The 26,201-nt window shown below is 74.1% G+C and carries 24 protein-coding genes; 13 read left to right on the plus strand and 11 right to left on the minus strand.

The window, feature by feature from the left end; all coding sequences use genetic code 11:
* Positions 1-1,170 carry a baeRF2 domain-containing protein gene (locus IE217_RS29200; RefSeq protein WP_190180950.1) on the minus strand — a complete coding sequence of 390 codons (1,170 nt, stop codon included), beginning with the start codon at positions 1,168-1,170 and terminating at the stop codon, positions 1-3.
* A 58-nt stretch (positions 1,171-1,228) separates the two neighbouring features.
* On the opposite strand from IE217_RS29200, the gene IE217_RS29205 reads away from it, so the two are divergent.
* A complete protein-coding gene (locus IE217_RS29205; RefSeq protein ID WP_190180951.1) occupies positions 1,229-1,507 on the plus strand; it encodes a DUF6158 family protein in 279 nt (92 codons plus the stop codon).
* A gap of 205 nt (positions 1,508-1,712) precedes the next feature.
* On the opposite strand, the gene IE217_RS29210 is transcribed toward IE217_RS29205, so the two are convergent.
* Positions 1,713-2,255: a type 1 glutamine amidotransferase domain-containing protein gene (locus tag IE217_RS29210; RefSeq protein WP_190180952.1), complete on the minus strand. Its 543-nt coding sequence runs from the start codon at positions 2,253-2,255 to the stop codon at positions 1,713-1,715.
* An 18-nt stretch (positions 2,256-2,273) separates the two neighbouring features.
* Complete coding sequence (locus tag IE217_RS29215; RefSeq protein ID WP_190180953.1) at positions 2,274-2,684, minus strand: DUF2795 domain-containing protein; 411 nt, start codon at positions 2,682-2,684, stop codon at positions 2,274-2,276.
* A gap of 313 nt (positions 2,685-2,997) precedes the next feature.
* Here IE217_RS29215 and IE217_RS29220 point away from each other — a divergent pair, with 313 nt between their 5' ends.
* The 4 genes from IE217_RS29220 (at position 2,998) to IE217_RS29235 (ending at position 7,122) form a co-directional block, all read left to right on the plus strand.
* On the plus strand, positions 2,998-3,792 hold the full coding sequence (locus IE217_RS29220) for an RNA polymerase sigma factor SigF (protein ID WP_190180954.1): 795 nt from the start codon (positions 2,998-3,000) through the stop codon (positions 3,790-3,792).
* Positions 3,793-3,958: 166 nt separating this feature from the next.
* Positions 3,959-4,609 carry a hypothetical protein gene (locus IE217_RS29225; RefSeq protein ID WP_190180955.1) on the plus strand — a complete coding sequence of 217 codons (651 nt, stop codon included), beginning with the start codon at positions 3,959-3,961 and terminating at the stop codon, positions 4,607-4,609.
* 135 nt (positions 4,610-4,744) lie between these two features.
* A complete protein-coding gene (locus IE217_RS29230; RefSeq protein WP_190180956.1) occupies positions 4,745-6,028 on the plus strand; it encodes an aminotransferase class I/II-fold pyridoxal phosphate-dependent enzyme in 1,284 nt (427 codons plus the stop codon).
* A complete protein-coding gene (locus IE217_RS29235; RefSeq protein WP_190180957.1) occupies positions 6,025-7,122 on the plus strand; it encodes an MBL fold metallo-hydrolase in 1,098 nt (365 codons plus the stop codon). Before IE217_RS29230 ends, IE217_RS29235 begins: the two co-directional genes overlap by 4 nt.
* A gap of 13 nt (positions 7,123-7,135) precedes the next feature.
* On the opposite strand, the gene IE217_RS29240 is transcribed toward IE217_RS29235, so the two are convergent.
* Complete coding sequence (locus IE217_RS29240; protein WP_190180958.1) at positions 7,136-7,780, minus strand: DedA family protein; 645 nt, start codon at positions 7,778-7,780, stop codon at positions 7,136-7,138.
* Positions 7,777-8,550 (minus strand): MBL fold metallo-hydrolase, encoded by a 774-nt coding sequence (locus IE217_RS29245; RefSeq protein WP_190180959.1) that lies wholly within the window; start codon positions 8,548-8,550, stop codon positions 7,777-7,779. Before IE217_RS29245 ends, IE217_RS29240 begins: the two co-directional genes overlap by 4 nt.
* A gap of 85 nt (positions 8,551-8,635) precedes the next feature.
* Here IE217_RS29245 and IE217_RS29250 point away from each other — a divergent pair, with 85 nt between their 5' ends.
* Together IE217_RS29250 and IE217_RS29255 are read left to right on the plus strand one after the other, a co-directional pair.
* Positions 8,636-9,076: a hypothetical protein gene (locus tag IE217_RS29250; protein ID WP_190180960.1), complete on the plus strand. Its 441-nt coding sequence runs from the start codon at positions 8,636-8,638 to the stop codon at positions 9,074-9,076.
* A gap of 187 nt (positions 9,077-9,263) precedes the next feature.
* Positions 9,264-11,354, plus strand: coding sequence for a phage holin family protein (locus IE217_RS29255; protein WP_229865685.1), 2,091 nt, complete (start codon positions 9,264-9,266; stop codon positions 11,352-11,354).
* 8 nt (positions 11,355-11,362) lie between these two features.
* On the opposite strand, the gene IE217_RS29260 is transcribed toward IE217_RS29255, so the two are convergent.
* Both IE217_RS29260 and IE217_RS29265 read right to left on the minus strand, forming a co-directional pair.
* Positions 11,363-13,843 carry a VWA domain-containing protein gene (locus IE217_RS29260; protein ID WP_190180962.1) on the minus strand — a complete coding sequence of 827 codons (2,481 nt, stop codon included), beginning with the start codon at positions 13,841-13,843 and terminating at the stop codon, positions 11,363-11,365.
* Positions 13,844-14,129: 286 nt separating this feature from the next.
* Positions 14,130-14,909: a hypothetical protein gene (locus tag IE217_RS29265; RefSeq protein ID WP_229865680.1), complete on the minus strand. Its 780-nt coding sequence runs from the start codon at positions 14,907-14,909 to the stop codon at positions 14,130-14,132.
* A 162-nt stretch (positions 14,910-15,071) separates the two neighbouring features.
* On the opposite strand from IE217_RS29265, the gene IE217_RS29270 reads away from it, so the two are divergent.
* Positions 15,072-15,497: an OsmC family protein gene (locus tag IE217_RS29270; protein ID WP_190180963.1), complete on the plus strand. Its 426-nt coding sequence runs from the start codon at positions 15,072-15,074 to the stop codon at positions 15,495-15,497.
* A gap of 202 nt (positions 15,498-15,699) precedes the next feature.
* Entirely contained in the window at positions 15,700-17,598 is a 1,899-nt protein-coding gene (gene dnaK / locus IE217_RS29275) for a molecular chaperone DnaK (protein ID WP_190180964.1), read from the plus strand.
* 69 nt (positions 17,599-17,667) lie between these two features.
* Here dnaK and IE217_RS29280 read toward each other — a convergent pair whose 3' ends face one another.
* From IE217_RS29280 to IE217_RS29290, 3 genes are all read right to left on the minus strand, one after another.
* Entirely contained in the window at positions 17,668-18,483 is an 816-nt protein-coding gene (locus IE217_RS29280) for an SAM-dependent methyltransferase (protein ID WP_190180965.1), read from the minus strand.
* An 89-nt stretch (positions 18,484-18,572) separates the two neighbouring features.
* Complete coding sequence (locus IE217_RS29285; protein ID WP_190180966.1) at positions 18,573-19,436, minus strand: Sco1979 family transcriptional regulator; 864 nt, start codon at positions 19,434-19,436, stop codon at positions 18,573-18,575.
* Positions 19,437-19,501: 65 nt separating this feature from the next.
* The gene (locus IE217_RS29290; RefSeq protein WP_229865681.1) at positions 19,502-20,356 is read right to left on the minus strand and encodes a helix-turn-helix domain-containing protein; all 855 of its coding nucleotides are present in this window, start codon (positions 20,354-20,356) and stop codon (positions 19,502-19,504) included.
* 177 nt (positions 20,357-20,533) lie between these two features.
* Between IE217_RS29290 and IE217_RS29295 the strand changes: the two genes are divergently transcribed.
* From IE217_RS29295 to IE217_RS29310, 4 genes are all read left to right on the plus strand, one after another.
* Positions 20,534-20,839 carry a 4a-hydroxytetrahydrobiopterin dehydratase gene (locus IE217_RS29295; RefSeq protein WP_190180967.1) on the plus strand — a complete coding sequence of 102 codons (306 nt, stop codon included), beginning with the start codon at positions 20,534-20,536 and terminating at the stop codon, positions 20,837-20,839.
* Positions 20,840-20,872: 33 nt separating this feature from the next.
* Positions 20,873-21,622, plus strand: a complete 750-nt coding sequence (locus IE217_RS29300; RefSeq protein WP_190180968.1) for a class I SAM-dependent methyltransferase — start codon at positions 20,873-20,875, stop codon at positions 21,620-21,622.
* A 425-nt stretch (positions 21,623-22,047) separates the two neighbouring features.
* Positions 22,048-23,523, plus strand: a complete 1,476-nt coding sequence (locus IE217_RS29305) for a cellulose binding domain-containing protein (RefSeq protein WP_190180969.1) — start codon at positions 22,048-22,050, stop codon at positions 23,521-23,523.
* A 46-nt stretch (positions 23,524-23,569) separates the two neighbouring features.
* A complete protein-coding gene (locus tag IE217_RS29310) occupies positions 23,570-25,297 on the plus strand; it encodes a glycoside hydrolase family 6 protein (RefSeq protein WP_190180970.1) in 1,728 nt (575 codons plus the stop codon).
* A 25-nt stretch (positions 25,298-25,322) separates the two neighbouring features.
* On the opposite strand, the gene IE217_RS29315 is transcribed toward IE217_RS29310, so the two are convergent.
* Positions 25,323-26,096 carry a phytanoyl-CoA dioxygenase family protein gene (locus tag IE217_RS29315; protein ID WP_190180971.1) on the minus strand — a complete coding sequence of 258 codons (774 nt, stop codon included), beginning with the start codon at positions 26,094-26,096 and terminating at the stop codon, positions 25,323-25,325.
* Between the last annotated feature and the right edge of the window lie 105 nt (positions 26,097-26,201).

A 26,201-nucleotide genomic window follows, 5' to 3' on the forward strand; every position in this document is an offset into this window, starting at 1 on the left:
TCACTTCCAGCGCAGGAGCGCGCCCAGCCCGCCCGCCGGTGAGCCCTCCGCCGCCTCCGCGGCGCCGCCGGCCCCACCCGGCCGACCGGGCTCACCCGGCTCGCCGGGATCGGTCATCGGGGCCAGGGACAGGACGGCGGCGTCGGTGGTGACCGCCGAGCGGATCAGGGCGTCGTCCGCGCGGGCCGGCCAGGAGTGCTGCTCGCCGAGGATCTTCAGCTCCGTACGGCGCACCGCCACCTGGTCGGGGTCCTCGCCGATCCACACCTCGCGGTGGCTGTCCGGCCCGTCCGGGGTGATCAGCAACTCCGCGAGCCGGTGCTCTCGGGCCGCCTCGACCAGCGCGGGCACGCCCTCCACGGCACCCGCCCGGCCCTCGTCGTCGGGGGCGCGGGCGGCCCGGAACCTGTCCAGCTCCGCCTCCACGCGCTGCCGCACGTGCTCGTCGCGGATCCGCTCCACCTCCTCGTCCAGCAGCCTGCTGCCGCTGCCGTGGGAGGCCTCGGCGACCCGGTCCCGCAGCCGCTTGGGCAGCCGGTCGCGCACCTCGTGCCGCTCCCGGTCGTCACCGACCATGATCAGCAGATCGGCCCCGCTCTCCTCCTGGCACACGCTGAGCGCGTCGGCGATCTCGGCCGCGTTGTGCTCCCAGGTGTTCTCCACCTTCAGCTGGAAGTGCCGCTCCGACCAGTCGACGCTGCCGGTGCGGTGCACCGGCCACTGCCGGCCCACCACCGAACCGGCCTGCTCCCGGCCCAGCGCGCTGCGCAGCTCGAAGTCCGCGCCCTTGCGGTCCACGTACGCCACGATCGCCACCGGATCCTCGCCGGCCAGCTCCAGCAACGGCCCGACGCGCGGGAGCGGCGCCCACTCGGCCCAGCTGCCGCCCCGCGGCGGACGCGCCAGCGGCGGGTCCAGGACGACCGTGCCGGCCCGGGCGAACAGGGCCCGCCCGTGCGGGTCGGGGGAGTGGCGCAGATCCTCGACGGCTGTCTCCACGGCCCGGCAGGTGGCCTCGTCCGCGCCCTGCCGGGACAGCTCGCGGCCCATCGCCTGAGCCGTGAGGTGCAGCTCGTGCGCGGTGTCCTCCGTGCGCCGGGAGGTGTCGACGTACACGGAGGCCCAGGGGCCCGGGTGTTCGTACAGTGGATTCAGAAAAGCGAGATCCATGGCGTCCCTCCCGGGTGCCGTTCGGTGGTAGTGCACGCCGGGCGGGTACCCGGGCCGCATGAACGAACACGACGAGCGGGGCAACACCATGACCGGAGTCGAACCGGGCCGGCTGGACGACCAGCAGCTGATGAAGGAGCTGGAGACGATCCACCGCACGCGTCACGACACGCTGCTGTACGGCTCGAACGACGCGCTGCGGGCCCACAACGAGCGCATGGCCCAGCTCGAGGGCGAGTACCTGCGCCGCAACCCGCGGCGCACGGTCTCCGCGAGCCGCACCCGCGAGGGGGCCCGGGAACGCGGATGCGGGGAGTCGGCGACTCCCCGCACCTGAACCGGCTCCCGGCCGCAACCGGATCCCGGCCGCCCGAGGCGGCTCGGGCCGCCGGGCCGGACGTGTCCGCCGGCGCGCTTCCTGCGGCGCGCCGGCGGGCTCCGGCCGTCCGGACCGTACCGCCTCGGAGGCGTCCGGGCCGTACAGCCTCGGGCGCGTCCGGACGGGACCGCCCCGGGCGGCCCGCGACCGGCTACGCGACCGGCTAGGCGGTCTGCTGCGCGAACACGTCCAGGAACGCCTCGCAGAACGCCTTCAGGTCGTCCGGCTTGCGGCTGGTGACCAGCTTGTTCGGGCCGTGGTCGCAGATCTTCACCTGTTCGTCCACCCAGGTGCCGCCCGCGTTGCGGATGTCTGTCCGCAGGCTCGGCCACGAGGTCAGCACCCGGTCGCGTACGACACCGGCCTCGACCAGGGTCCACGGCGCGTGGCAGATGGCGGCCACCGGGCGGCCCTGCTCGAAGAAGTCCTTGACGAACGCCACGGCCTTCTCGTCCATCCGAAGGAAGTCCGGGTTGGCCACGCCGCCCGGCAGGACGAGCGCGTCGAAGGAGTCGGCGGAGGTGTCCCCGACGACCGCGTCGACGGGGAAGGTGTCCGCCTTGTCCAGGTGGTTGAACGCCTGGACCTTCCCCGGCTTCGTCGAGACCAGTACGGTCTCGTGCCCGGCGTCCTTGGCCGCCTTCCAGGGCTCGGTGAGCTCTACCTGCTCGACGCCCTCGGGTGCGGTCAGAAATGCGATGCGCATGATGGTTCCCACGTCCTCTCAGCCGGCCTGGGTGCGGTCCTCCCGCGCGGGCCGCTCGGTCTGCGTCAGCTCTTTCGCCAGTTCCTGCACGTTGGCGTACTGCGCCTTGCGTGGCAGCCGCTCCAGCGCCTCGACCAGCGCGTCGGGCGCGTTCTTGCGGCGCAGCACCCGGATCAGCTCGGCCGGGCCCGCCGGGAAGGCGCTGCGTCCCAGGATCCTGGCCAGTTCCAGGCGCACGGTCTCCAGGGACGCCCGGGACCCGCCCGGCGCCACCGGTCCGCCCCAGATCTCCGGGTCGTCCTCGGCGGTCGGCTCCGGGTCGTGCCACTCCTCGCTCCGCGTGGGGTGGCCGGACCTGAGCAGGCCCTGAAGTTCGTGCTTCATCTCGTCGTCACGGTGGACACTCAGCCGGTCACTGCCTCGCTGCATGTCTCCCTCCACATCGTCGGGGGTGGCCCCCGCGTACCCGTGCAGCCCCACCCGACACGGCCTTTCCGGACCGCACCGGGGCATGCCACCGGCGCCGGGCCGCCCCGCCCGGGCAGCCCCGTCCTTTCTTGACGCGGGCGGGTGTTTGCCCGCGGGGGCCCTGGGCAGGCGCACACTCAGTGCTTCGGACCGGAGGCACGTCCGTGGGAGCGGCGCCGTCGCGCCGCCGTCCTTCGCGGCCGTCCGGATCGCGCCCGCGCCCCCACGGTGACCGTCGTCCACCGCAGAGCACTTCCAAGAGTTGCGAGGCACCATGCGAACCCGAGCGAGCGCAAGGCACCACCCGCACGACGACGCCCCCGACACCGCCGACGCCTTCCGGCGCCTCGGCACCCTCACGGACGGACCCCGGCGCGACGCGCTGCGCGACGAGATCGTCGAGGCCTGGCTGCCCATGGCCGAGCGGCTCGCCGGCCGCTTCCGCAGCCGCGGCGAGAGCTACGAGGACCTGCGCCAGGTCGCGGCCCTCGGCCTGGTCAAGGCGGTCGACCGCTACGACCCCGAGCGCGGCAACGCCTTCGAGAGCTACGCCGTCCCGACCATCACCGGCGAGATCAAGCGGCACTTCCGCGACCACATGTGGACCCTGCACGTGCCGCGCCGGGTGCAGGACCTGCGCAACCGGGTGCGCTTCGCGCGGCAGGACCTCACCCAGACCACGCCGGGCCGGCAGCCCACCGTCACCGAGATCGCCGAGCACGCCGGCATGAGCGAGGAGGACGTCCGCGTCGGCCTGGAGGCGCTGGAGAGCTTCACCGCGCTCTCCCTCGACGCGGAACTGCCCGGCAGCGAGGACGGTTACTCGCTCAGCGACTCCCTCGGCTCGCCCGACCCCGCGCTGGACACCGTCGTGGACCGCGAGGCCGTCAGGCCCCGGCTGGCCGCGCTGCCCGAGCGCGAGCGGGCCATCCTCTACATGCGCTTCTTCGGCGACATGACGCAGAGCCGGATCGCCGAGCAGCTGGGCATCTCGCAGATGCACGTCTCGAGGCTGATCAGCCGGTGCTGCGCCCGCCTGCGCGAGCAGGTCATGCGGGACGGGGCCTGAGCCGCCCACCCGCACGGGCGGGCGTCCGTGGACGTCACCCGATAGGCCGTTGGTGTCCCGCTAATGGGGCTCGGCCGCGCGCGGCGAGGGGCGCGAGCGGATGTGATGGCTGCGGAAGGCACGGACGTCGTGCCTTCGGCCGCCGTCGGTCCGAGGAGCCCCGCTCATGCGCCGTACCACTCCCAGTGCCCTGTCCGCCGTCCTCCTGGCCGGCCTCATAGCGGGTTCCGCCGCTCCGGCCGCCGCCGCACTCGAGGGATTCGGGCCGCGGGCGACCGCCGCCGCAGCGCCCGCTGCCCTACAGGACGACCCTTCCGACGACCCCTCCGACGACCCGGTCCTGCTGGACGCGCTCGCCCACGACCCCGCGCGCCACCTGTCCGTCCCGGACCTCGCCGGCGACTCGTCGCCGAACAGCGCGGTGACGCCGAACAGCGCGGCCACGCCGTACAACGCCGTCCCGCCGTACGGCGCCGCGTCCTCGGCCGGCCCCACGCGCACGCCCACCAACGCGCCGGCGTACGACCCCTCCCGTGATTCCTCCCGCGACCCCTCCCACGCCCCGTCCCTGGGCACCGCGCCCCTCGACCCCGGCCGCGACCAGGCCTCGCGGGGCCCCTCGCGCACCCCGGCCCGCGACCACGCCACGGCGGAGCCGTCCCGCGCGGGATCGTCGTTCCCGTCCGCCGTGCAGGCGGGCGACGGCGGTTCCTTCAGCGTGTCGCTGCCCGCGCTGATCGGCGGCGGCGCGCTGATCGCCGCCGCCCTGGGCGCGGCCGTGCACCGCACGTGGCGCCGCCGGACGACCGACGGCTGACCTCGGTCGGCCATGGGGCGGCGCCGCTCTGGGTACCCGTACCCCGTACGACCCGAAGGCGCCCCCGCGCACCACCCGTCCCGCGCGGAACGCCCCGGCACGACACGGCACCCCAGCCCCTGCCCGGAGGCACACATGCGGCGAACGGACCCGGCGGACCCGACGGACTCGGACGGCCGGGCGACCGAGGGGCACGGGCCGGTCCGGTACGGGCCGTCGGTGCTGCCCGGGGACGGGCTGCCGGTGCTGCCGGAGCTGGCCGCCGTGCTGGCCGCGGCCGCAGGGCGCGGGAGGCACCGGGCCATCGGCGGGGGTACGGATCTCCTCGACGCGGCCTGCGGCTACTGGATGCGGCGCGGGCTTCCCGCCTGGCCCGACCACGTGGCCGCCGCGCCCGGGGCGCCCACCCTGCTGCTCGCGCTGACCGCCGCGCTCGGCGGCGACGTCCTGGTGCCCCGGCCCTGCGCCGCCTGGTGGGCGCCGTACGCGCGTCTGCTCGGCAGACCCGCCTTCCCCGTGGCGACCCCGGCCGAGTGCGGTGGCGTACCCGATCCGTACGCGCTGCTGGAGACCGTCCGCAGGGTCCGCGCCGAGGGCGGCGACCCGCGCCTGCTGGTGCTCGCCGTCGCCGACGACCCCACCGCGACCGTCGCGCCGCCCGAGGTGCTGCACGAGACCGTCGAGGCCGCCGCCGGCGAGGGACTGCACCTGGTCAGCGACGAGACCTGGCGCGACACCGTGCACGAGCCGCACGAGACGGTGCTGCTCAGCCCGGCCGAGATGCTGCCCGAACGGGTCACCGTGGTCAGCGACCTGGCCGGCGCCTTCCTGCCGGCCGGCTGGCCCGCCGCGGTCGCCCGCTTCCCCGCCGGATCCACCGGCCGGGCCCTGCACGCGCGCGTGCTCGACGTCCTCACCGCGCTGGACGCCCGCGTCGCCGAGCCCATCGCCGTCGCCGCCGCCTACGCCCTCGACGAACCCGAACCGGTCACCGAGCGACTGACCGCCTCCGTGCGCCTGCACGCGCGCCTGGCGCACGCCGCGCACACCGCCGTCGTTGCCGCCGGCGCCCTCGCCCTGCCACCGCAGGCGGGCCGCCACCTCTACGCCGACCTCGGCCCGCTGCGCTCCGCGCTCGCCGCCCGGGGCGTGGGCGACGCCCAGGAGCTGGAGGACTTCCTCGGCGCCCGCCTCGGCGTGCCCGCGCCCGGCGGCCACCGCTTCGGCGACGACCTCGGCGCCCTGCGCGTACGGCTGTCCACCGCCGAACTCCTCGGTGACACGCAGGAGGAGCGCGCGGAATGCCTCGTGTCCCCCGAGCCGTTGGAACTGCCACACGTGCAACGCGCGTTGATCTCCTTGAGGTCGGTCTTCGACGATCTCCGCGACGACGCTCAGCGATGGGAGCCTCCTCGATGACGCAGCAGTCCGAGTCGACAACGTCCATGACCACGGCCACCACCGCCACGACCACGACGACAACCACCGCCGTCCAGGCGCCAGACGCCCCTGCCGTCTCCGCCGCCCTCGCGTCCCCGCCCTCCCCGCCGCTCGCCGAGCCCCGGCCGCTCGGGGAGCGGCGGATGTGGCCGCGCGCCTTCCACGACCGGCTCACCGCGCCGCTGCCCGGCCTGAAGGCCCTGGCCAGATTCGCCCGCGAGGGCGCCGTACGACCGGGCAGAGAAGGCCTCGCCGACATCCCGCTGCTGCCCTGCGAACCCGGCCCGCCGCCCCGCGTGGACGCCCGCACCCTCGCCGTCACCTGGGCGGGACACGCCAGTTGGGTCGTGAGCATCGGCGGGCTCACCGTGCTGACCGACCCGGTGTGGTCCCGCCGCATCATCGGCACCCCCGCCCGCATCACCCCGGTCGGCGTCCCCTGGGACAGCCTGCCGCGCGTCGACGCGGTCGTCATCAGCCACAACCACTACGACCACCTGGACGCCCCCACGCTGCGCCGACTCCCGCGCGACACCCCGGTGTTCGTGCCGGCGGGGCTCGGCCGCTGGTTCAGGCGCCGCCGGTTCACCCGCGTCACGGAGCTGGACTGGTGGGAGGCTGCCGAACTGTCCGGCGTCCGCTTCGACTTCGTACCGGCCCACCACTGGTCCAAGCGCACCCTCACCGACACCTGCCGCAGCCTGTGGGGCGGCTGGGTGCTCACCGACCCCGACGGGCAGCGCCTCTACTTCGCCGGCGACACCGGCTACGGCCACTGGTTCTCCCGCATAGGCGCCCGCTACCCCGGCATCGACCTCGCCCTGCTCCCCATCGGCGCCTACGACCCGCGCTGGTGGCTCAGGGACGTCCACTGCGACCCCGAGGAAGCCGTCCGGGCCGCCCAGGACCTCGGCGCCCGCCGCATGGCCCCCATGCACTGGGGCACCTTCGTCCTCTCCGCCGAACCGGTCCTGGAACCCCTCACCCGCGTCAGAGCCGCCTGGGAGAAGGCGTCCCTGCCCCGCGAGGACCTCTGGGACCTCCCGGTCGGAGCGTCACGCGTCCTGGACTGACCCACGGCCCCCGTCAGTTCGGGCGCTCGGCCGGCGACTCGGCCCGGCGGGCGCGGCGCCACAGGCCCGGGGCCGCGCCCACCGCCACCGTCAGCAGGATCGCCGCGAGCACGCCCTCCCAGGGCTCGGGGAAGAGCGAGCCGCCGAGGATGCCGATCAGCTGGTACGTCAGCGCCCAGGCCAGGCAGGCCGGGAGGTTGCCGCGGGAGAAGCGCCGCAGCGGCCACTCGGCCAGCAGGCAGGCCAGCATCACCGGTATCCGCCCGGCCGGCACCAGCCGGGACAGCACCAGCACCGCCACCCCGTGCTCGGCGAGCTTGCCCTGGGCCTGCTCCAGCCGGTCCCGCGGCGCACGCGAGCGGATCGCCTCCAGCCAGCGCGAGCCGTTCCTCGACCTCAGTCCGCGCCGCCCCAGCCAGTACAGCGCCGCGTCCCCGAGGAACGCGGCCAGCGACGCGGTCACGAACACCAGCGCCAGCGAGAACGGCGCCGTCTGATGCACCGCCACCACGGCCGCGGAACTGACCAGCGCCCCGGTCGGCACCACCGGCACCAGCGCGCCGATCAGCACCAGCAGGAAAAGCGACGGATACCCCAGCGCCTGCTGGGTCGCCTCCGTCGGCACCACCGAGGTCACGGCGGCGGCGAGCCGTATCACCGGGCGACCTCCAGGCGCACGCTCTCGCCGTGCGCGAGCCGGTGCACCGCCACCCGGGGCACGCGGCGCGCGGCCAGGCGCACGAACTCCTCACCCGGCGCGTGGAATTCATGGGGGCGTACGGCGTCCATGCCGATCGGCCAGTACGTGCCGTAGTGCACCGGCACCGCGCTGCGGGGCGCGAGCTCGGCCAGCGCCTGCGCCGCCCGCCCCGCGTCCAGGTGCCCCTCGCCGAGGTACGGCCCCCAGCCGCCCACCGGCAGCAGCGCCACGTCCACCGGCCCGACCTCCTCGGCCATCGTCTCGAACAGACCGGTGTCCCCGGCGAAGTACGTCCGCGCCTGCCCCTCGACCACGTAACCGAGCGCGGGGGCCCGGTGCGGTCCGACCGGCAGCCGCCGCCCGTCGTGCCGGGCGGGCACCGCCCGCACCGTCACCCCGCCGGCCTCCACCCGGTCACCGGCCGCGACCTCGGTGATCCGCAGCCGCCCGAGCCGGCGCAGCGCCGGTACCGCCCGGGGTGCGCCCCGGGGTACCAGCAGGCGCGTGCCCGGGGCGAGCGCCGCCAGGGACGGCACGTGCAGATGGTCGGCGTGCAGATGGGAGACCAGCACCACGTCCGCGCGCCGGGCCGCCGCCGGGGGCAGCGCGCCGCGCCGGCGGCGCAGATGCGCGAGCCGGCGGGCGAACAAAGGGTCGGTGAGCACGCGTACGTCCGAGTCCTCGACCGTGCAGGTGGCGTGCCCCCACCAGGTGATCTCCACCGGCACTCCTTTGCCTCCTTCGCGCGACTCCCCCCGAGCCTACGTGCAGGAGTAGGGTCGGCGGCGAAAAGCGGGAGGTGAGGGGGACCCCATGGGAGAAGTGCGGGACACCGCCTCCGGCGCGGCCGCAGCGCGGGGCGTCCGGGTCACGGCGATCGCCAGCCTGACGCCCCTGGAGGAACTCAACGACGACCCCTTCCTCGTCGACTCCCGCAGCCAGCACGCGATGTGCGCCCGCTGGGCCGCCGAGCACGGCTACGTCGTCGCCCGCGAACTGCTCGTCGGCGGCCTGCGCGCCGACCACTCGGCCCTGTGGGACGGGGTGCGGGCCGGCGTCGACCTGTTCGTCGCGCCCAGCCGCCGGGTGCTGGAGCGCGCGCTGGCCTCCGTGGAGGAGTTCACCGCCGAGTGCGCCCGGCGAGGGGTGCGGGTGGAGACCGTGGGCCAGGCCGAGCCGTCGTACGACGCCCAGATGAAGGCGCACGTCCACCGCCGCCTGTCGATGCCGACCGCGGGCTACGACGGCCGGTAGCGCCTCCCGCGCGATGCCGCTCCCGGCGTCCGCGCGGCGCCGCTCACGGTGCCCCGAGGGGCTTCGGGCGCGGTGTGACAAGCTGGAGCCGGCCCGGTGGGGCGAGCGGGCGGGACGTGAGGGGTGTGCGGGAGTGCGGGACGGGTGGTGGCGGCGGGCCGCCAGTCAGGTCGGCCGGAGCATCGCCGTGTGGGCGGTGTCCACGGTCACCATGCTGGTGCTCGCCGGGATCCTCCCGGACTTCCAGCTCCAGTCGCCCGACGGCGACAGCGCGACGACCATCGCCGTGACCGCGGCCCTCGGCGCCGGAGCGTTCGGGGTGCTGTCGGCGGTCGTCTGGCCGCTCCTCGTACGGCTGCTGCTGCTCGTGCCCGCGCTCGTGCTCGGCCTGCTGGTGTTCTTCCTCAACGGCTCGCTGCTCCTGCTCGCCCTGCGCGTCAACCCCTCGGGGCAGCCCGAGGCCGCCCCCGAGACCGCCGTCATCGTGGCCGCCGTCATGTCCGCGGTCGCCTCCGCCACCGGCGCCGCGCTCGCCGTCCGCGACGATGAGGCCTACCGGCGCCGGCTGCACCGGCTCGCGGTCCGCCGCCGCAGACGGCAGCCGCCGTGCTCCTCCGCGCCCGGCACCGTCGTCGTACAACTCGACGGCGTCGGCCACGACGTGCTGCGCGACGCGGTGGACAGGGGCCTGATGCCCACCGCGGCCCGCTGGCTCGGCGCCGCGCCCGGACAGGACCCCACCCACCGGCTCACCCCCTGGCGCACCGACTGGTCCAGCCAGACCGGCGCCAGCCAGCTCGGCATCCTGCACGGCTCCAACCACGACGTCCCCGCCTTCCGCTGGTACGAGAAGGACACGGGCGAGGTCATGGTCTGCAACCGCCCGGCCGGCGCCGTGGAGCTCCAGCGCCGAGCCGTCGAACGCACCGGCGACGGCGGGCTGCTCACCGCCGACGGAGCCAGCCGCGGCAACCTGTTCAGCGGCGGCGCCGGCGAACTCGCCCTGGTCCTGTCCGTCTCCGCGCGCCGGGGCCGCGAGAACCGCTCCCGCGCGGGCTACTTCGCCTACTTCTGCGACCCCGCCAACGCCGTCCGCACCGCGCTGTCCTTCGTCGCCGACGCCGGCCGCGAGATCGGCCAGTCCCTGCGCGCCCGCGCCCGCGGGCAGCGCCCGCGCGTCTCGCGCGGCGGCCTGTACCCCCTCGTGCGCGCCTTCGCCACCGTCGTCGAGCGGGACGTCGTCGTCGCCGCGGTCATCGGCGACCTGCTCGCCGGCCGCACCGCCGTCTACGCCGACCTGGTCGCCTACGACGAGGTGGCCCACCACTCCGGCCCGCGCAGCCGGGACGCGGAGCAGGTGCTGCGGCGCCTGGACCGGGCGCTGGCGCTGATCGAGCGGGTCGCCGAGCACGCCCCGCGGCCGTACCGGATCGTCGTCCTGTCCGACCACGGGCAGAGCCCCGGGGAGACCTTCCGCGCCCGCTACGGCCTGACCCTCGCCGACCTGGTGCGCGCGGGCTGCGGACTGCCGGTGCCGCGCCGGGCCGTGGGGGTCCCCCCAGGCGTTGAGCCCTGGGGGAGCACCCGCAGCGGCGCGGAGGCGCGGGCCGCCGTACGGGCCGCGCTGCGCCGCCCGGCCGAGGAGCGCGGCGAGCGCCACCGGCCCGCACGCGGCTTTGAACCGGTGGTGCTGGCCTCCGGCAACCTGGGCCTGATCTCCTTCCCGGACGTCCCGCACCGCATGAGCCGCGAGGAGATCGACGCCCGCCACCCGGCCCTGCTGCCCACCCTCGCCAACCATCCGGGCGTCGGCTTCCTGCTGGTGCGCAGCGAGGAGCACGGCGGGGTGGTGCTCGGCGCGCGCGGCGCGGAGACACCCCTGGACCGGCTCGACGCCGAACCCGGACCGCTGGCCGCGTTCGGCCCCGGCGCGGCCGCCGCCGTCCGCCGCACCCACTCCTTCCCGCACACCGCCGACATCATGGTCAACTCCTTCCACGACCCGGCCGACGGCGAGGTGCTCGCCTTCGAGGAGCAGATCGGCTCCCACGGCGGCCTCGGCGGCGACCAGGGCCGGCCCTTCCTGCTGTCGCCGCTCGCCCTCTCCCCGCCCGTGGACGGGGGCGGGGAGGTCGTCGGCGCCGAGCAGGTCCACCGCGTCCTGCGCCGCTGGCTGGAGGAGGCCGCGGGCCCGCAGGTCCCCCTCGCCGCGCGGCAGGCTCCGCCGGAGGGACCGGCGGAGCCGGTGGGGGACCAGCCCGGGGAGCGGGCCGCCTGACCGGAGGGTCAGTACTGCGGCCAGAACCCCGAGCGGACCCTGCCGAAGTCGCTCATCGCCATGATCGCGGGCGCCGTCGCGCCCCCGGCCTGCGGCATGTCGCTGAACGACACCCGGGTGTCCAGCGTGCCCGTGAGGGTGATCAGCTTCTGCAGGGTGACCTGGTCGTCGCGGAACTCCTTGGCCGGCAGCCGGCTGTGCGCGGCGCGCAGCACCTGGATGTGGTGCGTCAGCCGTTTCGTCGCCGCGTCCCGGTCGCGGTCGTAGAGGTCGTCCAGCGCCTGGAAGGTGACCTCGCTGGTCCACAGGCCCACCGCGTGCACGGTCACCGTCTCCTCGGGCAATGTCCAGCCGGCGCCCAGGTCCAGCTCGTGCCGGTGCGGCTCACGCGTGAGGGTGTCGACGTACTGCACGGTGGCGCCGCCGATCCCCGGCGCCTCGCGGCCCGGGGGCACCGAGAGCTCCAGCACGATCCAGTACGTCTCCTCGAAGGCGAGGTCGGGCGCGAAGATGCGGATACCCTTGTCCTCGGTGATGAGGTCGGGCAGGGCCTCGGCGCCGTAGTCCTGCCGGGCCCGCTCGGCCGCCCGGCCCGCCTCGCGCAGTACCGCGGCCCTGGCCCGGGGGTCGGTGACCAGGTCGTGGCCGTACAGGTGCCGGATCTGCATGTCCGGGGCGATGTCCAGCTTGAGCTGGATGCCGATGGCGGCCAGGTGGTCGCGCCGGCCGAGGTCGGCGAGCAGGTCCGCACCCACCTGCTCGGGCCTGGTCACGAACGTGGAGTGCCCGCCGGCGAGACCGGCCAGCGCGGCCAGTTCCGGCATCCGCGCGTCGGAGCCGAAGCCGAAGCAGGACACGGTGAGGTCGCCGCGGAGCTTGGCCGCGATGTTGGTGCGGATCCTGATCCAGTCCCGTTCGCCGGACGTCGGGTCGCCGTCGGAGAACAGGTACAGGCAGTTGACGGTGCGGCCGTCCACGGCGTTGCGGGCGATCTCGTCGATGCCGTACTGCACACCGAGGTGGATGTCGGTGCCGCCGCCCGCTCTGAGCCGGCCCACCACCTCGGCGAACCGCTCGGCCGGCAGGTCCTGTTTGGCGGTGGCCGCCAGGACCGTGCGGACGTGGTGGTCGAAGGTGATGATGCCCAGGCAGTCCGCGGGGCGCAGCCGGTCGTACAGGCCCTGGAGGGCGGCCTTGACGCAGTCGAGCTTCTCGCCGTGCATCGAGCCGCTGGTGTCCACGACGAACACGAAGTTGACGGGGAGCGGTTCGCCGGGCGCGTCCTCGGGGTGCGCCTCGCCCGCCTTGAGGGTGATCTCCAGGAAGTGGGTGGTCGCCTCGTCGGCCCTGAAGTCCCCCTCGGCGGCGGCCAGTCCGTGGCTGACGCCGATCGCCCGGCCGGGCGGGGGGCCCGGCACCTGGTCGGTGCGTGCGGCGACGAAGTCGTCGAAGCGGATCTGCTCCTGACCGATGATCACGCCCTGCTCGATGAGGTCGCGCACCCCGAGCGGGGAGCGGGTGCCGAAGGCGCTGTTGCGGCGGATGAACAGGCCGTCGTGGGGGAGGGGTTCGCCGGTACGCCGGGAGAAGGGAGGCCGGTGCCCGCCCGCGCCGCCGTGGCCGGCGCGGCCCTTTTGGAGCAGTACGCCGGCACCGTCGACGGAGAGGAAGTCGGGGAGTTCGAGGTCGTCGAGGTCGTCGAAGTCGTGGCGCATCGCCTGGCGCGTCCTGAGACGCTCGACCTCCATCAAGCGCGCCACCTGCATGTCGTCGATGTCGCCCCGGGCCGCGGGTGGCGGGCCGGCCGGGTCGGCGGAGGCGGGGACGGGCCGCTCGTCGTCGCCGTCGTCCAGTCCCAGAAACCGGCCCCGGCGCACCTCGGGGGAGGCGGACAGGCGTTCGAGGCGCTCCGCATCGCCCCCCCGGCGCAGCTCCCACGGGCGCGGCCGCCGCTCGAACACCGACCGGATCTCCCGGCCGGCCCGCAGCCACTCCCACAGCAGCGCGTCCGCGCTGTCCGGAGCGGGGGGCGTGACGTCCGGGTGGACCACGGCCGTCAGCGGCCGGGGGCCGCGCACGACGGACCGCAGAACCTCCGCCCAGTCCGCGGCGTTCCGCCCGAGCACGAACCCGGGCGTCAGGCCGTGACTCTGCGCGAACCCCCGGCACCGTGCCGCGCGCTGCGCCTCCGCCCGCGGGTCCGCGTCCGCCTCGCCGTCCTCCTGCGGCAGGTCCACCACCAGCAGGGCCTCGCCCTCGACGGGCGTCGCGGGTGAGGCGTACAGCCGTAAGGCGACTCCATGGCGCAGCAGCTCCCACAGCGCACCGCCGGGCAGGGGCTCCGTCCGCGCCCGCTGCCGCCCCGGGTGCACCACGACCACGGCGTCCGGATGCCGCGCGAGCAGCGCCCGAGCGGCGTCGGCCGAGTACGCCACGGGTTCCACGACCCGCAGCCCACCGCCCTCCGCGGCGAGCCACGCCTCCCGCACGAACCCACCGGCCCCAGCGCCGAAACCGGCTCCCCAGGCACGATCCGCCCCGGCCCCCGGCCCGCCCGGAAGGGCTGCCCCGCCCGGCGGCGAGCCCGCGCCCGCACCGGGCGAGCCGGCTCCGGGTCCGCCCACCGCCGGCGGGGCCGGAGCCGCCTCCTCCGCCGGCACGTCCGGCACGGTGGCCGGCCCCGGACCGCTGGGCACTGGGCCCGGGCCGGGCGTGTCCGCGCCACCGGGCGGCCCCGCGTCGGGGGCGGGTGCGATGAAGACGATGGCCTCGCGGTCAGTCCGCATGGGCGTTCTCCGGGGTAGGGGTGGGCAGCGGGCACAGGGACTCGAGGCGGGTGCGGGTGCGCAGCCCCTCACCGAACATGCCCTCGGCCCGCAACTGGCGCAGCCACGCGTCGAGTTCGCCGCTCAGTCCGGTGCTGTCCTCGGACAGCCGTGCGGCCTGGTCGCGCTGGACCCGCCCGTTGGCGAGCAGCAGCAGCTCGATCTTGAGCGCGATGACGTACGGGTCGCGGGCGTCGAGCTTGAGCGCCTCCTCGACGTAGCCGGAGGCCACGTCGAGGTTGGGCCGGGCCAGCGCTATGCGGGCCTTCCAGTACCAGAAGGCCGTCGAGTCCCGCGCCAGGCGGGCCCCCTCCAGCGCGCGTTCGGCCTGCTCCGGCTCCCCGCTCTCGACGTGCCGGCGCACCGCCGCGAGCGAGCGCTCGCCGTCCGCGCGGCCCCCGCTCCCGGCGCGGGCCGCCGGCCCGGTGAGCGCGCGTACCGCGATGAACGCCACGGCGAGCAGGAAGAAGAGGATCATGCCCACGAGCACGAGGAACTGCTGGACGCCCCTGCTCTCGGCGAGCGTGGCGAAGATCCCGAGGATCGCGACGGCAAAGGCGAGCACGACAACGGCCCCGAACAGGACGGTCGCCTGTGCCGACGTGAGGGTCCGGAACATCCGCCGGCGGATGATGTCGCGCACGAGGTCCCGGTAGAGCAGGTACAGGACGCCGAGAGCGACCCCACCAAATCCCGCGATTCCCCCGAGGACTTGGAAGAGTTCGACCATGGAACGGAGCGTAGGGCCTCACCCGGCCGCCCGGCAGGCGATTTCCGGAGACCGCCCGGCAGGTCGCGGCCCGTTCGATGGGTGCGGGCGGCCCGGATGTGGTCGGATGGTGACTACGGAACCCCGGCAACGGGACCCTAGGCGAAAGGTATGGAACAAACCGTGGCAACCACGCGCACCGCTCACACCGTCTGGGAAGGCAACCTGCTCGAGGGCAACGGCGTCGTCACCTTCGACTCCTCCGGCATCGGCCAGCAGCCGGTGTCGTGGCCGTCGCGCGCCGAGCAGGCGAACGGGAAGACCAGCCCCGAGGAACTGATCGCCGCCGCCCACTCCAGCTGCTTCTCGATGGCGCTGTCGCACGGCCTGGCCGGTGCCGGCACGCCGCCCACCAAGCTCGAGACGAAGGCCGACGTCACCTTCCAGCCGGGCGAGGGCATCACCGGCATCCACCTCACCGTCGAGGGCACGGTCCCCGGCATCGACAACGACGCGTTCGTCGCCGCCGCCGAGGACGCCAAGAAGAACTGCCCGGTCAGCCAGGCCCTGACCGGCACGACGATCACCCTGGACGCGAAGCTCGCCTGACGGAACCCGCCCTTCCACCGGTGCCGCGCCCGCGACAAGGCGCGGCACCGGCGTTTTTTAAGCCACCCCAGCCCCCGCCCCGCCCACATCCACAGACGTAGGTAGGCGGCATTGACATCGGCCCACTCAAGTTTTGTGCTGGAAGCCTGGAAGACGGGAAGACTGGAAGTGTGGCAGGTGCCCTCGCGGAAGGGGACGGAAAATGGCACGTGCGGTCGGGATCGATCTTGGAACGACGAACTCGGTGGTGGCCGTGCTGGAGGGCGGTGAGCCGACCGTCGTCGCCAACGCGGAGGGCGCGCGGACCACACCGTCGGTCGTGGCGTTCGCCAAGAGCGGCGAGGTGCTGGTCGGCGAGGTCGCCAAGCGGCAGGCCGTGACGAACGTGGAGCGCACCGCCCGCTCCGTCAAGCGCCACATGGGCGACGCGCACTGGCGCTTCCCCGAGCAGGGCTCCGTGGACGGCACCCGCTACCGGGCCCAGGAGCTGTCCGCGCGCGTGCTGCAGAAGCTCAAGCGGGACGCGGAGGCCTACCTCGGCGAGGACGTCACCGACGCGGTGATCACCGTGCCCGCCTACTTCGACGACGCCCAGCGCCAGGCCACCAAGGAGGCCGGGGAGATCGCCGGCCTGAAGGTGCTGAGGATCATCAACGAGCCCACGGCCGCCGCCCTCGCCTACGGCCTCGACCGGGGCGAGGAGCAGACCGTGCTGGTCTTCGACCTCGGCGGCGGCACCTTCGACGTGTCCCTGCTGGAGATCGGCGACGGAGTCATCGAGGTAAAGGCCACCAACGGCGACACCCACCTCGGCGGCGACGACTGGGACCAGCGGATCGTCGAGCACCTCGTCAAGCGGTTCAAGGGTCAGTACGGCGTGGACCTCGGCCAGGACAAGATGGCGCTGCAACGGCTGCGCGAGGGCGCCGAGAAGGCGAAGATCGAGCTGTCCTCCTCCTCCGAGACGACCATCAACCTGCCCTACATCACCGCCTCCGCCGAGGGCCCGCTGCACCTGGAGGAGAAGCTGACGCGGGCCCAGTTCCAGGAGCTGACCGCCGACCTGCTCGACCGCTGCAAGACGCCGTTCCACCAGGCGGTCAGGGACGCGGGCGTCAAGCTGTCCGCCATCGACCACGTCATCCTGGTCGGCGGCTCCACCCGGATGCCCGCCGTCACCGACCTGGTGCGCGAGCTGACCGGCAAGGACCCGCACAAGGGCGTCAACCCCGACGAGGTGGTGGCCGTGGGCGCCGCGCTCCAGGCGGGCGTGATCCGCGGCGACGTCAAGGACGTGCTCCTCCTCGACGTCACCCCGCTGTCCCTCGGCATCGAGACCAAGGGCGGCATCATGACCAAGCTGATCGAGCGCAACACCACGATCCCCACCCGGCGTTCGGAGATCTTCACCACCGCCGCCGACAACCAGCCCTCGGTCGGCATCCAGGTCTACCAGGGCGAACGCGAGATCGCCGCGTACAACAAGAAGCTCGGCGTCTTCGACCTCACCGGGCTGCCGCCCGCCCCGCGCGGGGTGCCGCAGATCGAGGTCGCCTTCGACATCGACGCCAACGGCATCATGCACGTCTCCGCCAAGGACCTCGCCACCGGCCGCGAGCAGAAGATGACCGTGACCGGCGGCTCGGCGCTGCCCAAGGACGACATCGACCGCATGATGCGGGAGGCCGAGCAGTACGCGGAGGAGGACCGCAAGCGCCGCGAGGCCGCCGAGACCCGCAACCAGGCCGAACAACTCGTCTACCAGACCGAGCGGTTCCTCCAGGACAACACCGACCGCATCCCCGCCGAGACCAGGACGGAGGTCGAGGAGGCCACCGCCGAGGTCAAGACCCTGCTGGAGCAGAACGCCGACACCGCCGCGCTGCGCACCGGGGTGGAGAAGCTGGCCTCCGTCAGCCAGAAGATGGGCCAGGCCATGTACGCCCAGGCCCAGCAGGCCCAGGAGGGGGGCGCCGGGCAGGGCGGCGCCCCGCACGAGCACGAGCAGGGGCACGGGCACGAACGCGACGACGAGGGCGTGGTGGACGCGGAGATCGTCGACGACGAACGCGACACCAAGGGCGGGGCCGGCGCCGCCTGACCCGCGCGACCCGCGTCGCACCCGCGACCGGCCCGGGTCGCGCTCCGCGGGAGCGGACCCGGGCCGCCCTCACGGCTTGACGGCCACCCCCGCGTACACGGGCACGATGCCCTCCTCCTGGGCGGCCACGTCGACCGGCTCGGGCCGCCACCCGGTCACCGGGATGATCCCGGGCCCCAGCAGCCGCAGCCCCTGGAACAACCGCGCGAACTCGGCCAGCGAGCGCGGGAAGAAGGGCGTGCCGTTCCGCCGGAACAGCGCGGCGGCCTTCTCCACCGCCTCCGGGTTCAGGTCCGGCGTCACCTGGGACAGGACCAGGTGGCTGCCGGGGGCGAGCGCGTCGACGTACCGCCGCAGCACCCCGTGCACGTCGTCGCCGTCGGCCTCGTCGCCGAGGTAGTGCGTCAGCGCGACCAGCGACAGGCAGACGGGCCGGGAGAAGTCCAGCGACTCGGCGGCCCTGCACAGGATGGTGTCCGGCTCGCGGACGTCGGCGTGCACGTACTGCGTGCTGCCCTCGGCGGAGCCGCGCAGCAGCGCCTCGGCGTGCCGCAGCACGATCGGGTCGTTGTCGGCGTACACCACCCTCGACTCCGGGGCCACCTGCTGGGCCACCTGGTGCAGGTTCGGCTCGGTGGGGATGCCGGTGCCGATGTCGAGGAACTGCCGCACCCCCGCCTGCGCGGCCGTCCGCACCGCCCGGTGCATGAACCGGCGGTTGGCGCGGGCCCCGCGCACGGCGGTGTCGTCCACGGCGAGGATCCGGCGGGCCAGCTCCTCGTCCACCGGGTAGTTGTCCTTGCCGCCCAGCCACCAGTCGTACACCCGGGCCGGGTGCGGTCGGCTGGTGTCGATACGGGCGCGCGCGGCGTCGGATCCGGTCATCGCGGTGATTGCTCCTCGGCTTGGTCGGGGCGTCGGTGGCAGGGGGACGAACTGTTCGGTGAACTGCTCTTGGTGACGCGTGCGGGCGCTCAGTAGTTCTCGCGGCACTCCCGGAGCAGCTTGCGGGTGCGTTCGGCGGACGCGGCGCGCGCCGTCATGTGGTCGAGGACCTCCAGGTGGGTGGAGACCTCCTCGCGGGAGTCCAGGTACAGGGCGCCGGTCAGGTACTCGGTGTAGACGAGGTCGGGCAGTTCCGGTTCGGCGAAGCGGAACAGCGAGAACGGCGCGTACGTCCCCGGGTGGGGGCCGTCGCTGAACTCCGCCACCTGCACCGTCACCCGGTCCCGCTCGGTGTACTCGAGGAGCTTGTCCAGCTGCTCGCGCATCACCTGCCCGTGGACGCTCACCGGCCGCCGCAGAACGGTCTCCTCGATGATGACCCACAGGTGCGGGGCGTCGGCCCGCTCCAGCAGCTTCTGCCGGGCCATGCGCAGCGACACGTGCCGCTCGATCGCCTCGGGACCGACCTGACCGACCGTCCCGGCCTCCATCACCGCACGGGCGTAGCCCTCGGTCTGCAGCAGCCCCGGCACGAAGTGCGGCTCGTAGGAGCGGATCAGCCGGGCCGCGCCCTCCAGGCTGACGTACAGGCTGAACCAGTCCGGCAGCACGTCGTGGAACCGCTGCCACCAGCCCGGCTGGTTGGCCTCCTCGGCCAGCGCCACGAACGCGGCGGCCTCCTCGTCGGGCACCCCGTAGGTGGTCAGCAGCACCTGCACGTACGGGATCTTCAGCGCGACCTCGGCCATCTCCATGCGGCGCACGGTCGCGGGGGCCACCCGCAGCACCTGCGCCGCCTCCTCGCGCCTGAGGCCGGCCTCCTCGCGCAGCTCCTGGAGCCTGCGGCCCAGCACCACCTGGCCCACGGTCGGCGCGGGCCGCCGTTCACTCATGCCACGCCTCCCCAGCCGCGCGCACGCCGTCGGTCAGCAGTGTGTCATGCGCCGCCGTGGCCCCATCAGGACATCGTCGAATGAAGGTACTTGACGGTCGCCGGGTCGGCCGGCAGGAACGTCTCGATCGCCAGTTCGGCCACCGTCACGTCCATCGGGGTGTTGAAGGTGGAGATGGAGGAGACGAACGACAGCACCCGGCCCTCGTGCTCGATCCGCATGGGCAGCGCGAAGTACGGCACCGGCTCGACCGGTTCCGCCGGCTCCCCGCCGGTGTCCGGCACCGGGTACGCGGTCACCTCCTCGTACAGCTTCCTGAGCTCCGGCGAGCGGTGCAGCGCGATCTGCCGTTCCATCTGGGCCAGCAGGTGCCCGCGCCACTCGGGCAGGTTGCGGATGCGCGGCGCCAGGCCCTCGGGGTGCAGGGTCAGCCGCATCGCGTTCAGCGGCGGCGCGAGCAGCGACTCGGGGACGCCCTCCAGCAGCATGGTGATGCCCCGGTTGGCGGTCACCACGTCGTACGTCGCGTCGACCACCAGCGCCGGATAGGGCTCGTAGCCCTGGATCAGCCGCTCCAGGCCCTCGCGCAGGGCGCCCAGGGCCGGGTCGTCCAGCGGGGTCTCGGGGTAGTGGGGGGCGTAACCGGCCGCCAGCAGCAGCGCGTTGCGCTCCCGCACGGGCACGTCCAGGTGCTCGGCCAGGCGGAGCACCATCTCCTCGCTGGGCCGGGAGCGGCCCGTCTCGACGAAGCTAATGTGCCGGGCCGAGGACCCGGCGCGCAGCGCCAGCTCCAACTGGCTGACCCTGCGCCGCTCCCGCCAGGCCCGCAGCAGCGGGCCGGCGCCCTGGCCCGCGGAGCCGGCAGGGGCCGCGAGGGGGACAGCGGGGGGCACGGTGTCGAGGGTCGCGGTCTTGGCCATGAGCACGACCGTAGTCGAACACGGGCGCGGACGGGGCGCCACCGGGACGCCACCAGGCCGCCCGGAGCCCGCCGAACCGTTCCCCCACAGGCCCGTGACCAGGTGCGCCACGGCCTTCCTGTGGCACGCTGAACGAAAGACGCGCCCTCGGGCGGTACCCAGGAAGGGAGCGACCCCATGCCCGTCGAACCGCTGTCGCAGAAGGAGATCGAGGACCGGCTGGCCGGACTGCACGGCTGGAGCGTCGACGGAGACCGTCTCACCCGCTCCTTCCGGCTCGGCTCGCACTTCGCGGCGGCCGCCATGGTCGTGCACATCGCCCGCGTCCAGGACGAGCTGGACCACCACTCCGACCTCACCCTCGGCTACAACACCGTCTCCCTCGCGGTGAACACCCACAGCGCCGGCAGCGTAGTGACCGAAAAGGACTTCGAGCTCGCCCGCCGCGTGCAGGAGCTGGCCCCGGCCCACGGGGCCGGCTGAACGACACGGCCGGGCCCGGGCGGGGGGAGCGGCGTGCTGGACTACGACGAGGAAGCCGAACGCTACGACGCCTCGCGCGGCGGCGAGCCCAGGGCGGAGGCCGCCGCCCGGGCGGTCCTCGGCCTGCTGCCGCCGGGCACCCGGGACCTGCTGGACGTCGGCTGCGGAACCGGCATCGTCACCCGCCGGCTCGCCGCCCTGCGCCCCGCCCTGCGGGTGACCGGCGTGGACCTGTCGGCCGGGATGGCACGGCGGGCCGCCGCCCGGCTGCCCGGCGCCGTCGTCCGCGCCGACAGCCGCCGCCTGCCCTTCCCCGACGCGCGCTTCGACGCCGTCAGCAGCGTCTGGCTGCTGCACCTCGCGCCGAGCGCCGGGGACGCCCGCGCCACCGTCGCCGAGTGCGCCCGCGTGCTGCGCCCCGGCGGGGTGTACGTCACCACCGTCGACAAGGGCGCCTCCCACAACGTCGGCAGCGACATCGACGCCGTCCTGGCCTCCCGCCCGCGCAGCCCGGTCCCGGACGCCGAGGACGCCGTGGCCGCGTACGCCGCCGAGGCCGGGCTCGTCCCGGCCGGCCGGGACCGCTTCCGCGGCCGGGGTCAGGGCCGCAGCCCCCGCCGCACCATCGCCGACCTGCGGCGCGGCTGGTTCGTGACGCTGCCGCCCGGCGACCCGCTCGCCGAGGACTTCGCCGCCCGGCTGGCCGCCCTGCCCGACCAGGACCGCCCCCGCCCGGACCCGGTGTTCACCCTGCGGGCGTTCCGCACACCGGCGGGCGCCTGAAGCGACGGCGCGCACGCGACCGGGCGCACGCGACCGGGCGGATCCCGCTCCCGCCTGGATCCGCCCGGTGCGGCACGCGGAGCCGTGGCGGGGACCTGTTCGACCGGCTCCGCGTACGAGCCCATGGCGAGGGGTCCATGGTGCTGGTTCCTCCTTGCGGCTCGGAGACGTGGGGGAGGAGCGACAAGCCGTGAACCAGTGGGAGCGCTCCCATAGTGGGGACGGGCAACCACCCGGTCAAGTCCTCGACGCAGCGAAAACCTTCGACGCCCTTGCCACCTGGGCAAGTTGATGGAAAGTCAGCGAAAGTCGGTGACTCCCCTGTCCTTCCCGGTCACCAAGCGCTACCTTCACTCGCACCAGTGGGAGCGATTCCATCAGTCGGCGCGTCCGCCACGGCGCGCCAGAGCTGCAAGGAGTCGCTCATGCGACACCCCCCGCGTTCATTGCTCTCGGCCGTCACCGGCGCGCTCGCGCTCCTCGCAAGCGCCGTCGTGCCGGTGGTCACCGCCCACGGAGCCACCCCCGCCTGCACGGTGGACTACTCCGTCACCGGCCAGTGGGACTCCGGCTTCCAGGGCGCCGTGCACATCACCAACAACCAAGCAGCGCTGAGCAGTTGGACCCTCACCTTCGACCTGCCCGGCGGTCAGGAGGTCACCCAGGGCTGGAACGCCAAGTGGTCCCAGTCCGGCACGACGGTGACCGCGGCGAACGAGAGCTGGAACGGCTCGCTCGGCACCGGCGCGAGCGCCGACGCCGGCTTCCTCGCCTCCTGGTCCGGCGGCAACACGGCACCGGCTTCCTTCAAGCTCAACGGCACCGTCTGCGACACCGGCACGGAGCCCACCCCGCCCCCGACCGACCCGCCGCCCACCGGCGGCGGCGCCGCGCCCGCCCTGCACGTGGCGGGCAACAGACTCGTCGACGCGGACGGCCGGACCCGCCGGCTGCTCGGCGTGAACCGCTCCGGCGCCGAGTTCATGTGCGTCCAGGGCCACGGCATCTTCGACGGCCCCGTCGACGACGCCGCGATCGCGGCCATCGCCGGCTGGAAGGCCAATGCCGTCCGCATCCCCGTCAACGAGGAGTGCTGGCTGGGTCTTTCCGGCATCAAGCCCGAGTACGCGGGCGCCCACTACATCGGCGCGATCAGAAACCTGGTGGCCCGCGTCGAGGCGCACGGCATGACACCGGTGATCGACCTGCACTGGACCTACGGCCAGTACACCGGCAACTCGTCGGGCTGCTCCGACGTGCACGCCACCTGCCAGAAGCCGATGCCCGACGCCCAGTACGCGCCGTCGTTCTGGTCCTCGGCCGCCGGCGTCTTCAAGGACGACCAGGCCGTCGTCCTCGACCTGTTCAACGAGCCCTACCCGGACCGCGCGACCGGCGACGCGGCCGGCGCCTGGAAGTGCTGGCGCGACGGCGGCGCCTGCCCCGGCATCGGCTACCGGGTCGCCGGGATGCAGGAGCTGGTCGACGCCGTACGGCAGACCGGCGCGAGGAATGTGCTCCTGGCCGGGGGACTGGCGTACTCCAACGACCTGAGCCAGTGGCTCGCCCACCGGCCGGCCGACCCGGCGGGCAATGTCGCCGCCGCCTACCACGTCTACAACTTCAACTCCTGCGCGAACGAGGGCTGCTGGAACTCCACGCTCGCCCCGGTGGCGGCCCAGGTGCCGCTGGTGGCCGGGGAGATGGGCGAGAACACCTGCGCCCACTCCTTCACCGACCAGGTCATGAAGTGGTTCGACGAACGGGGCCTGTCCTACCTCGGCTGGACCTGGAACACCTGGGACTGCACCTCCGGCCCCTCCCTGATCTCCGCCTACGACGGCACACCCACGTCGTACGGAACGGGGCTGCGCGATCACCTGCGCGCCCTGAACGGCTGACCCCACCCCAAGGGCAACACCGACAGGAAGAAGGAAACCCCCACTCATGAGCCGTAGCAGAACAGCGATGCTCGCCGCCCTGGCGCTGGTCGCCGGGGGCACCGGGACCGCCCTGGTGGCCGCGCCCGCGGGCGCCGCCACGACCGCCGTCCCCTGCACCGTCGACTACAGGATCCAGAACGACTGGGGCTCCGGCTTCACGGCCGCCGTCACCGTCACCAACAACGGCGCCGCCAAGTCGGCCTGGTCGGTGAAGTGGTCCTACGCCGGCGACCAGAAGGTCACGGGCGGCTGGAACACGAAGATCACCCAGAGCGGGGCCGACGTCACCGCCGCCAACGAGAGCTACAACGGCACACTGGCCACCGGCGGTTCGGCGAGCTTCGGCTTCCAGGGCGCCTACAGCGGCACCAACGCGGTCCCCGCCACCTTCACCCTCGACGGCGTCACCTGCAACACCGACGACGGGGGCACCGGGGGTGGCGGCGGCACGGGCGGCGGCGGAGGCGGCGGCACCGGCAGCCGCGTCGACAACCCCTACGCCGGCGCCAAGGTCTACGTGAACCCCGAGTGGTCCGCGAAGGCCGCCGCCGAACCCGGCGGCACCCGCGTCTCCGGCCAGCCCACCGGCGTCTGGCTCGACCGCATCGCCGCCATCGACGGCGTGAACGGCGGCATGGGCCTGCGCGACCACCTCGACGCGGCCCTCGCCCAGAAGGGCAGCGGCGAGGAGGTCGTCCAGCTGGTCGTCTACGACCTGCCGGGACGCGACTGCGCGGCCCTGGCCTCCAACGGCGAACTCGGCCCGACCGAGATCGACAAGTACAGGACGCAGTTCATCGACCCGATCGCGGCGATCCTGTCCGACCCCCGGTACGCCTCGCTGCGCATCGTCACCACCATCGAGATCGACTCGCTGCCCAACCTGGTCACCAACACCGGCAGCCGCGCCACCGCCACCGCCACCTGCGACACGATGAAGGCCAACGGCAACTACGTGAAGGGCGTCGGTTACGCGCTGGCCAAGCTCGGCGCAATCCCCAACGTCTACAACTACGTGGACGCCGGGCACCACGGCTGGCTCGGCTGGGACGACAACCTCGGCCCCTCCGCCGACCTGTTCAAGCAGGCCGCCACGAGCGAGGGCGCCACGGTCGACGACGTGGCCGGCTTCATCACCAACACCGCCAACTACAGCGCCCTGAAGGAGAACAACTTCACCGTAGACGACACCGTCGACGGCACCTCGGTGCGCCAGTCGAAGTGGGTCGACTGGAACCGCTACGTGGACGAGCTGTCGTACGCCCAGGCCCTCCGCGCCAAGCTGGTCTCGGTCGGCTTCAACTCGGGCATCGGCATGCTGATCGACACCTCCCGCAACGGCTGGGGCGGCTCCGCCCGGCCCGCCGGACCGGGCGCGAGGACCAGCGTGGACACCTACGTCGACGGCGGCCGATACGACCGGCGCATCCACATCGGCAACTGGTGCAACCAGTCCGGCGCCGGCCTCGGCGAGCGGCCGCAGACGAGCCCCGCGGCCGGGATCGACGCCTACGTCTGGATGAAGCCGCCGGGGGAGTCCGACGGCTCCAGCAGCGCGATCGCCAACGACGAGGGCAAGGGCTTCGACCGCATGTGCGACCCGACGTACACGGGCAACGCCCGCAACGGCAACAGCATGTCCGGCGCGCTGCCGGGGGCCCCGCTGTCCGGGCACTGGTTCTCCGCCCAGTTCCAGCAGCTGATGCGCAACGCCTACCCGCCGCTGTCGTAGTGGGGTGACGGGTGGCCCGCCGGGGTCAGCGCGGCCCGGCCGTCAGGCCCCGGCGGATCGCCGCTTCCACCGCCGAGTAGTCGCCGTCCGCCCGCTCCAGCTCGCAGGGCGCCGCCGGGTGCAGCGGCGGCTGCGCCATGAAGCGGGGCCGCGAGCCCCGGTGCGGCTGGGCGGCGTGCACCAGGAAGGGGTGGCACAGGTACACGTCGCCCGGCCGGCCGGTGGCGTGGGCGAGCGGTCGGTGCGCCGTGGCCTCGACGAGGCGCGGCGCGATCTCCAGCCCGCTGACGCCCGCCTCCCCGTACGGTTCGAGCAGCGCCGGCACGTCCAGGTGGGAGCCCACCCGGATCCGGGTCGGCGCGTCCTCCTCGGTGACCTCGGAGAACAGGAACAGCATCAGCAGGGCGCGGTCGCGCGAGCGCAGGTTGGTGAAGTACCACTGCTCGCCCTCCGGCAGATAGCTGCCCTCGATGTGCCAGCCCGTGTCGCCCGGGTCCCGCTCGTGCGGGAAGCGCAGCGGGAAGGTGCCGAGCGAGTACCGCGGCTCCCAGCGGCCCGCGCCGACCAGCAGGTCGAACGCCTCGTGCAGCGCCGGGGTGTTGGCGGCGGCCGCGAAGGGGCCCTGGGCCATGCCGCCCACCCGGACCACGGGTTCCTTCCAGGTGCCGGGGTCCTCCGGGTCGTACCCCGTCTCCCGCCACAGCAGGCGTGCGCAGTCCTCGGCGACGCGCGGTGGGAAGGCGCCCTCCATCCTGACGAACCCGTCCTCGAGGAAGCGTTCCACCAGCGTGTCGTCCATGGGCCCATGGTGGGGCGCGGACCGGGAATCACGCACCCGGTTTTTTGCCGTCCCGGCAACGCGACTGGCCGCCGCACGGTGTGCCGTCGCACGCTGGCCGTACCG

This window comes from Streptomyces naganishii JCM 4654, assembly GCF_014650575.1.
Taxonomy (GTDB): Bacteria; Actinomycetota; Actinomycetes; order Streptomycetales; family Streptomycetaceae; genus Streptomyces; species Streptomyces naganishii.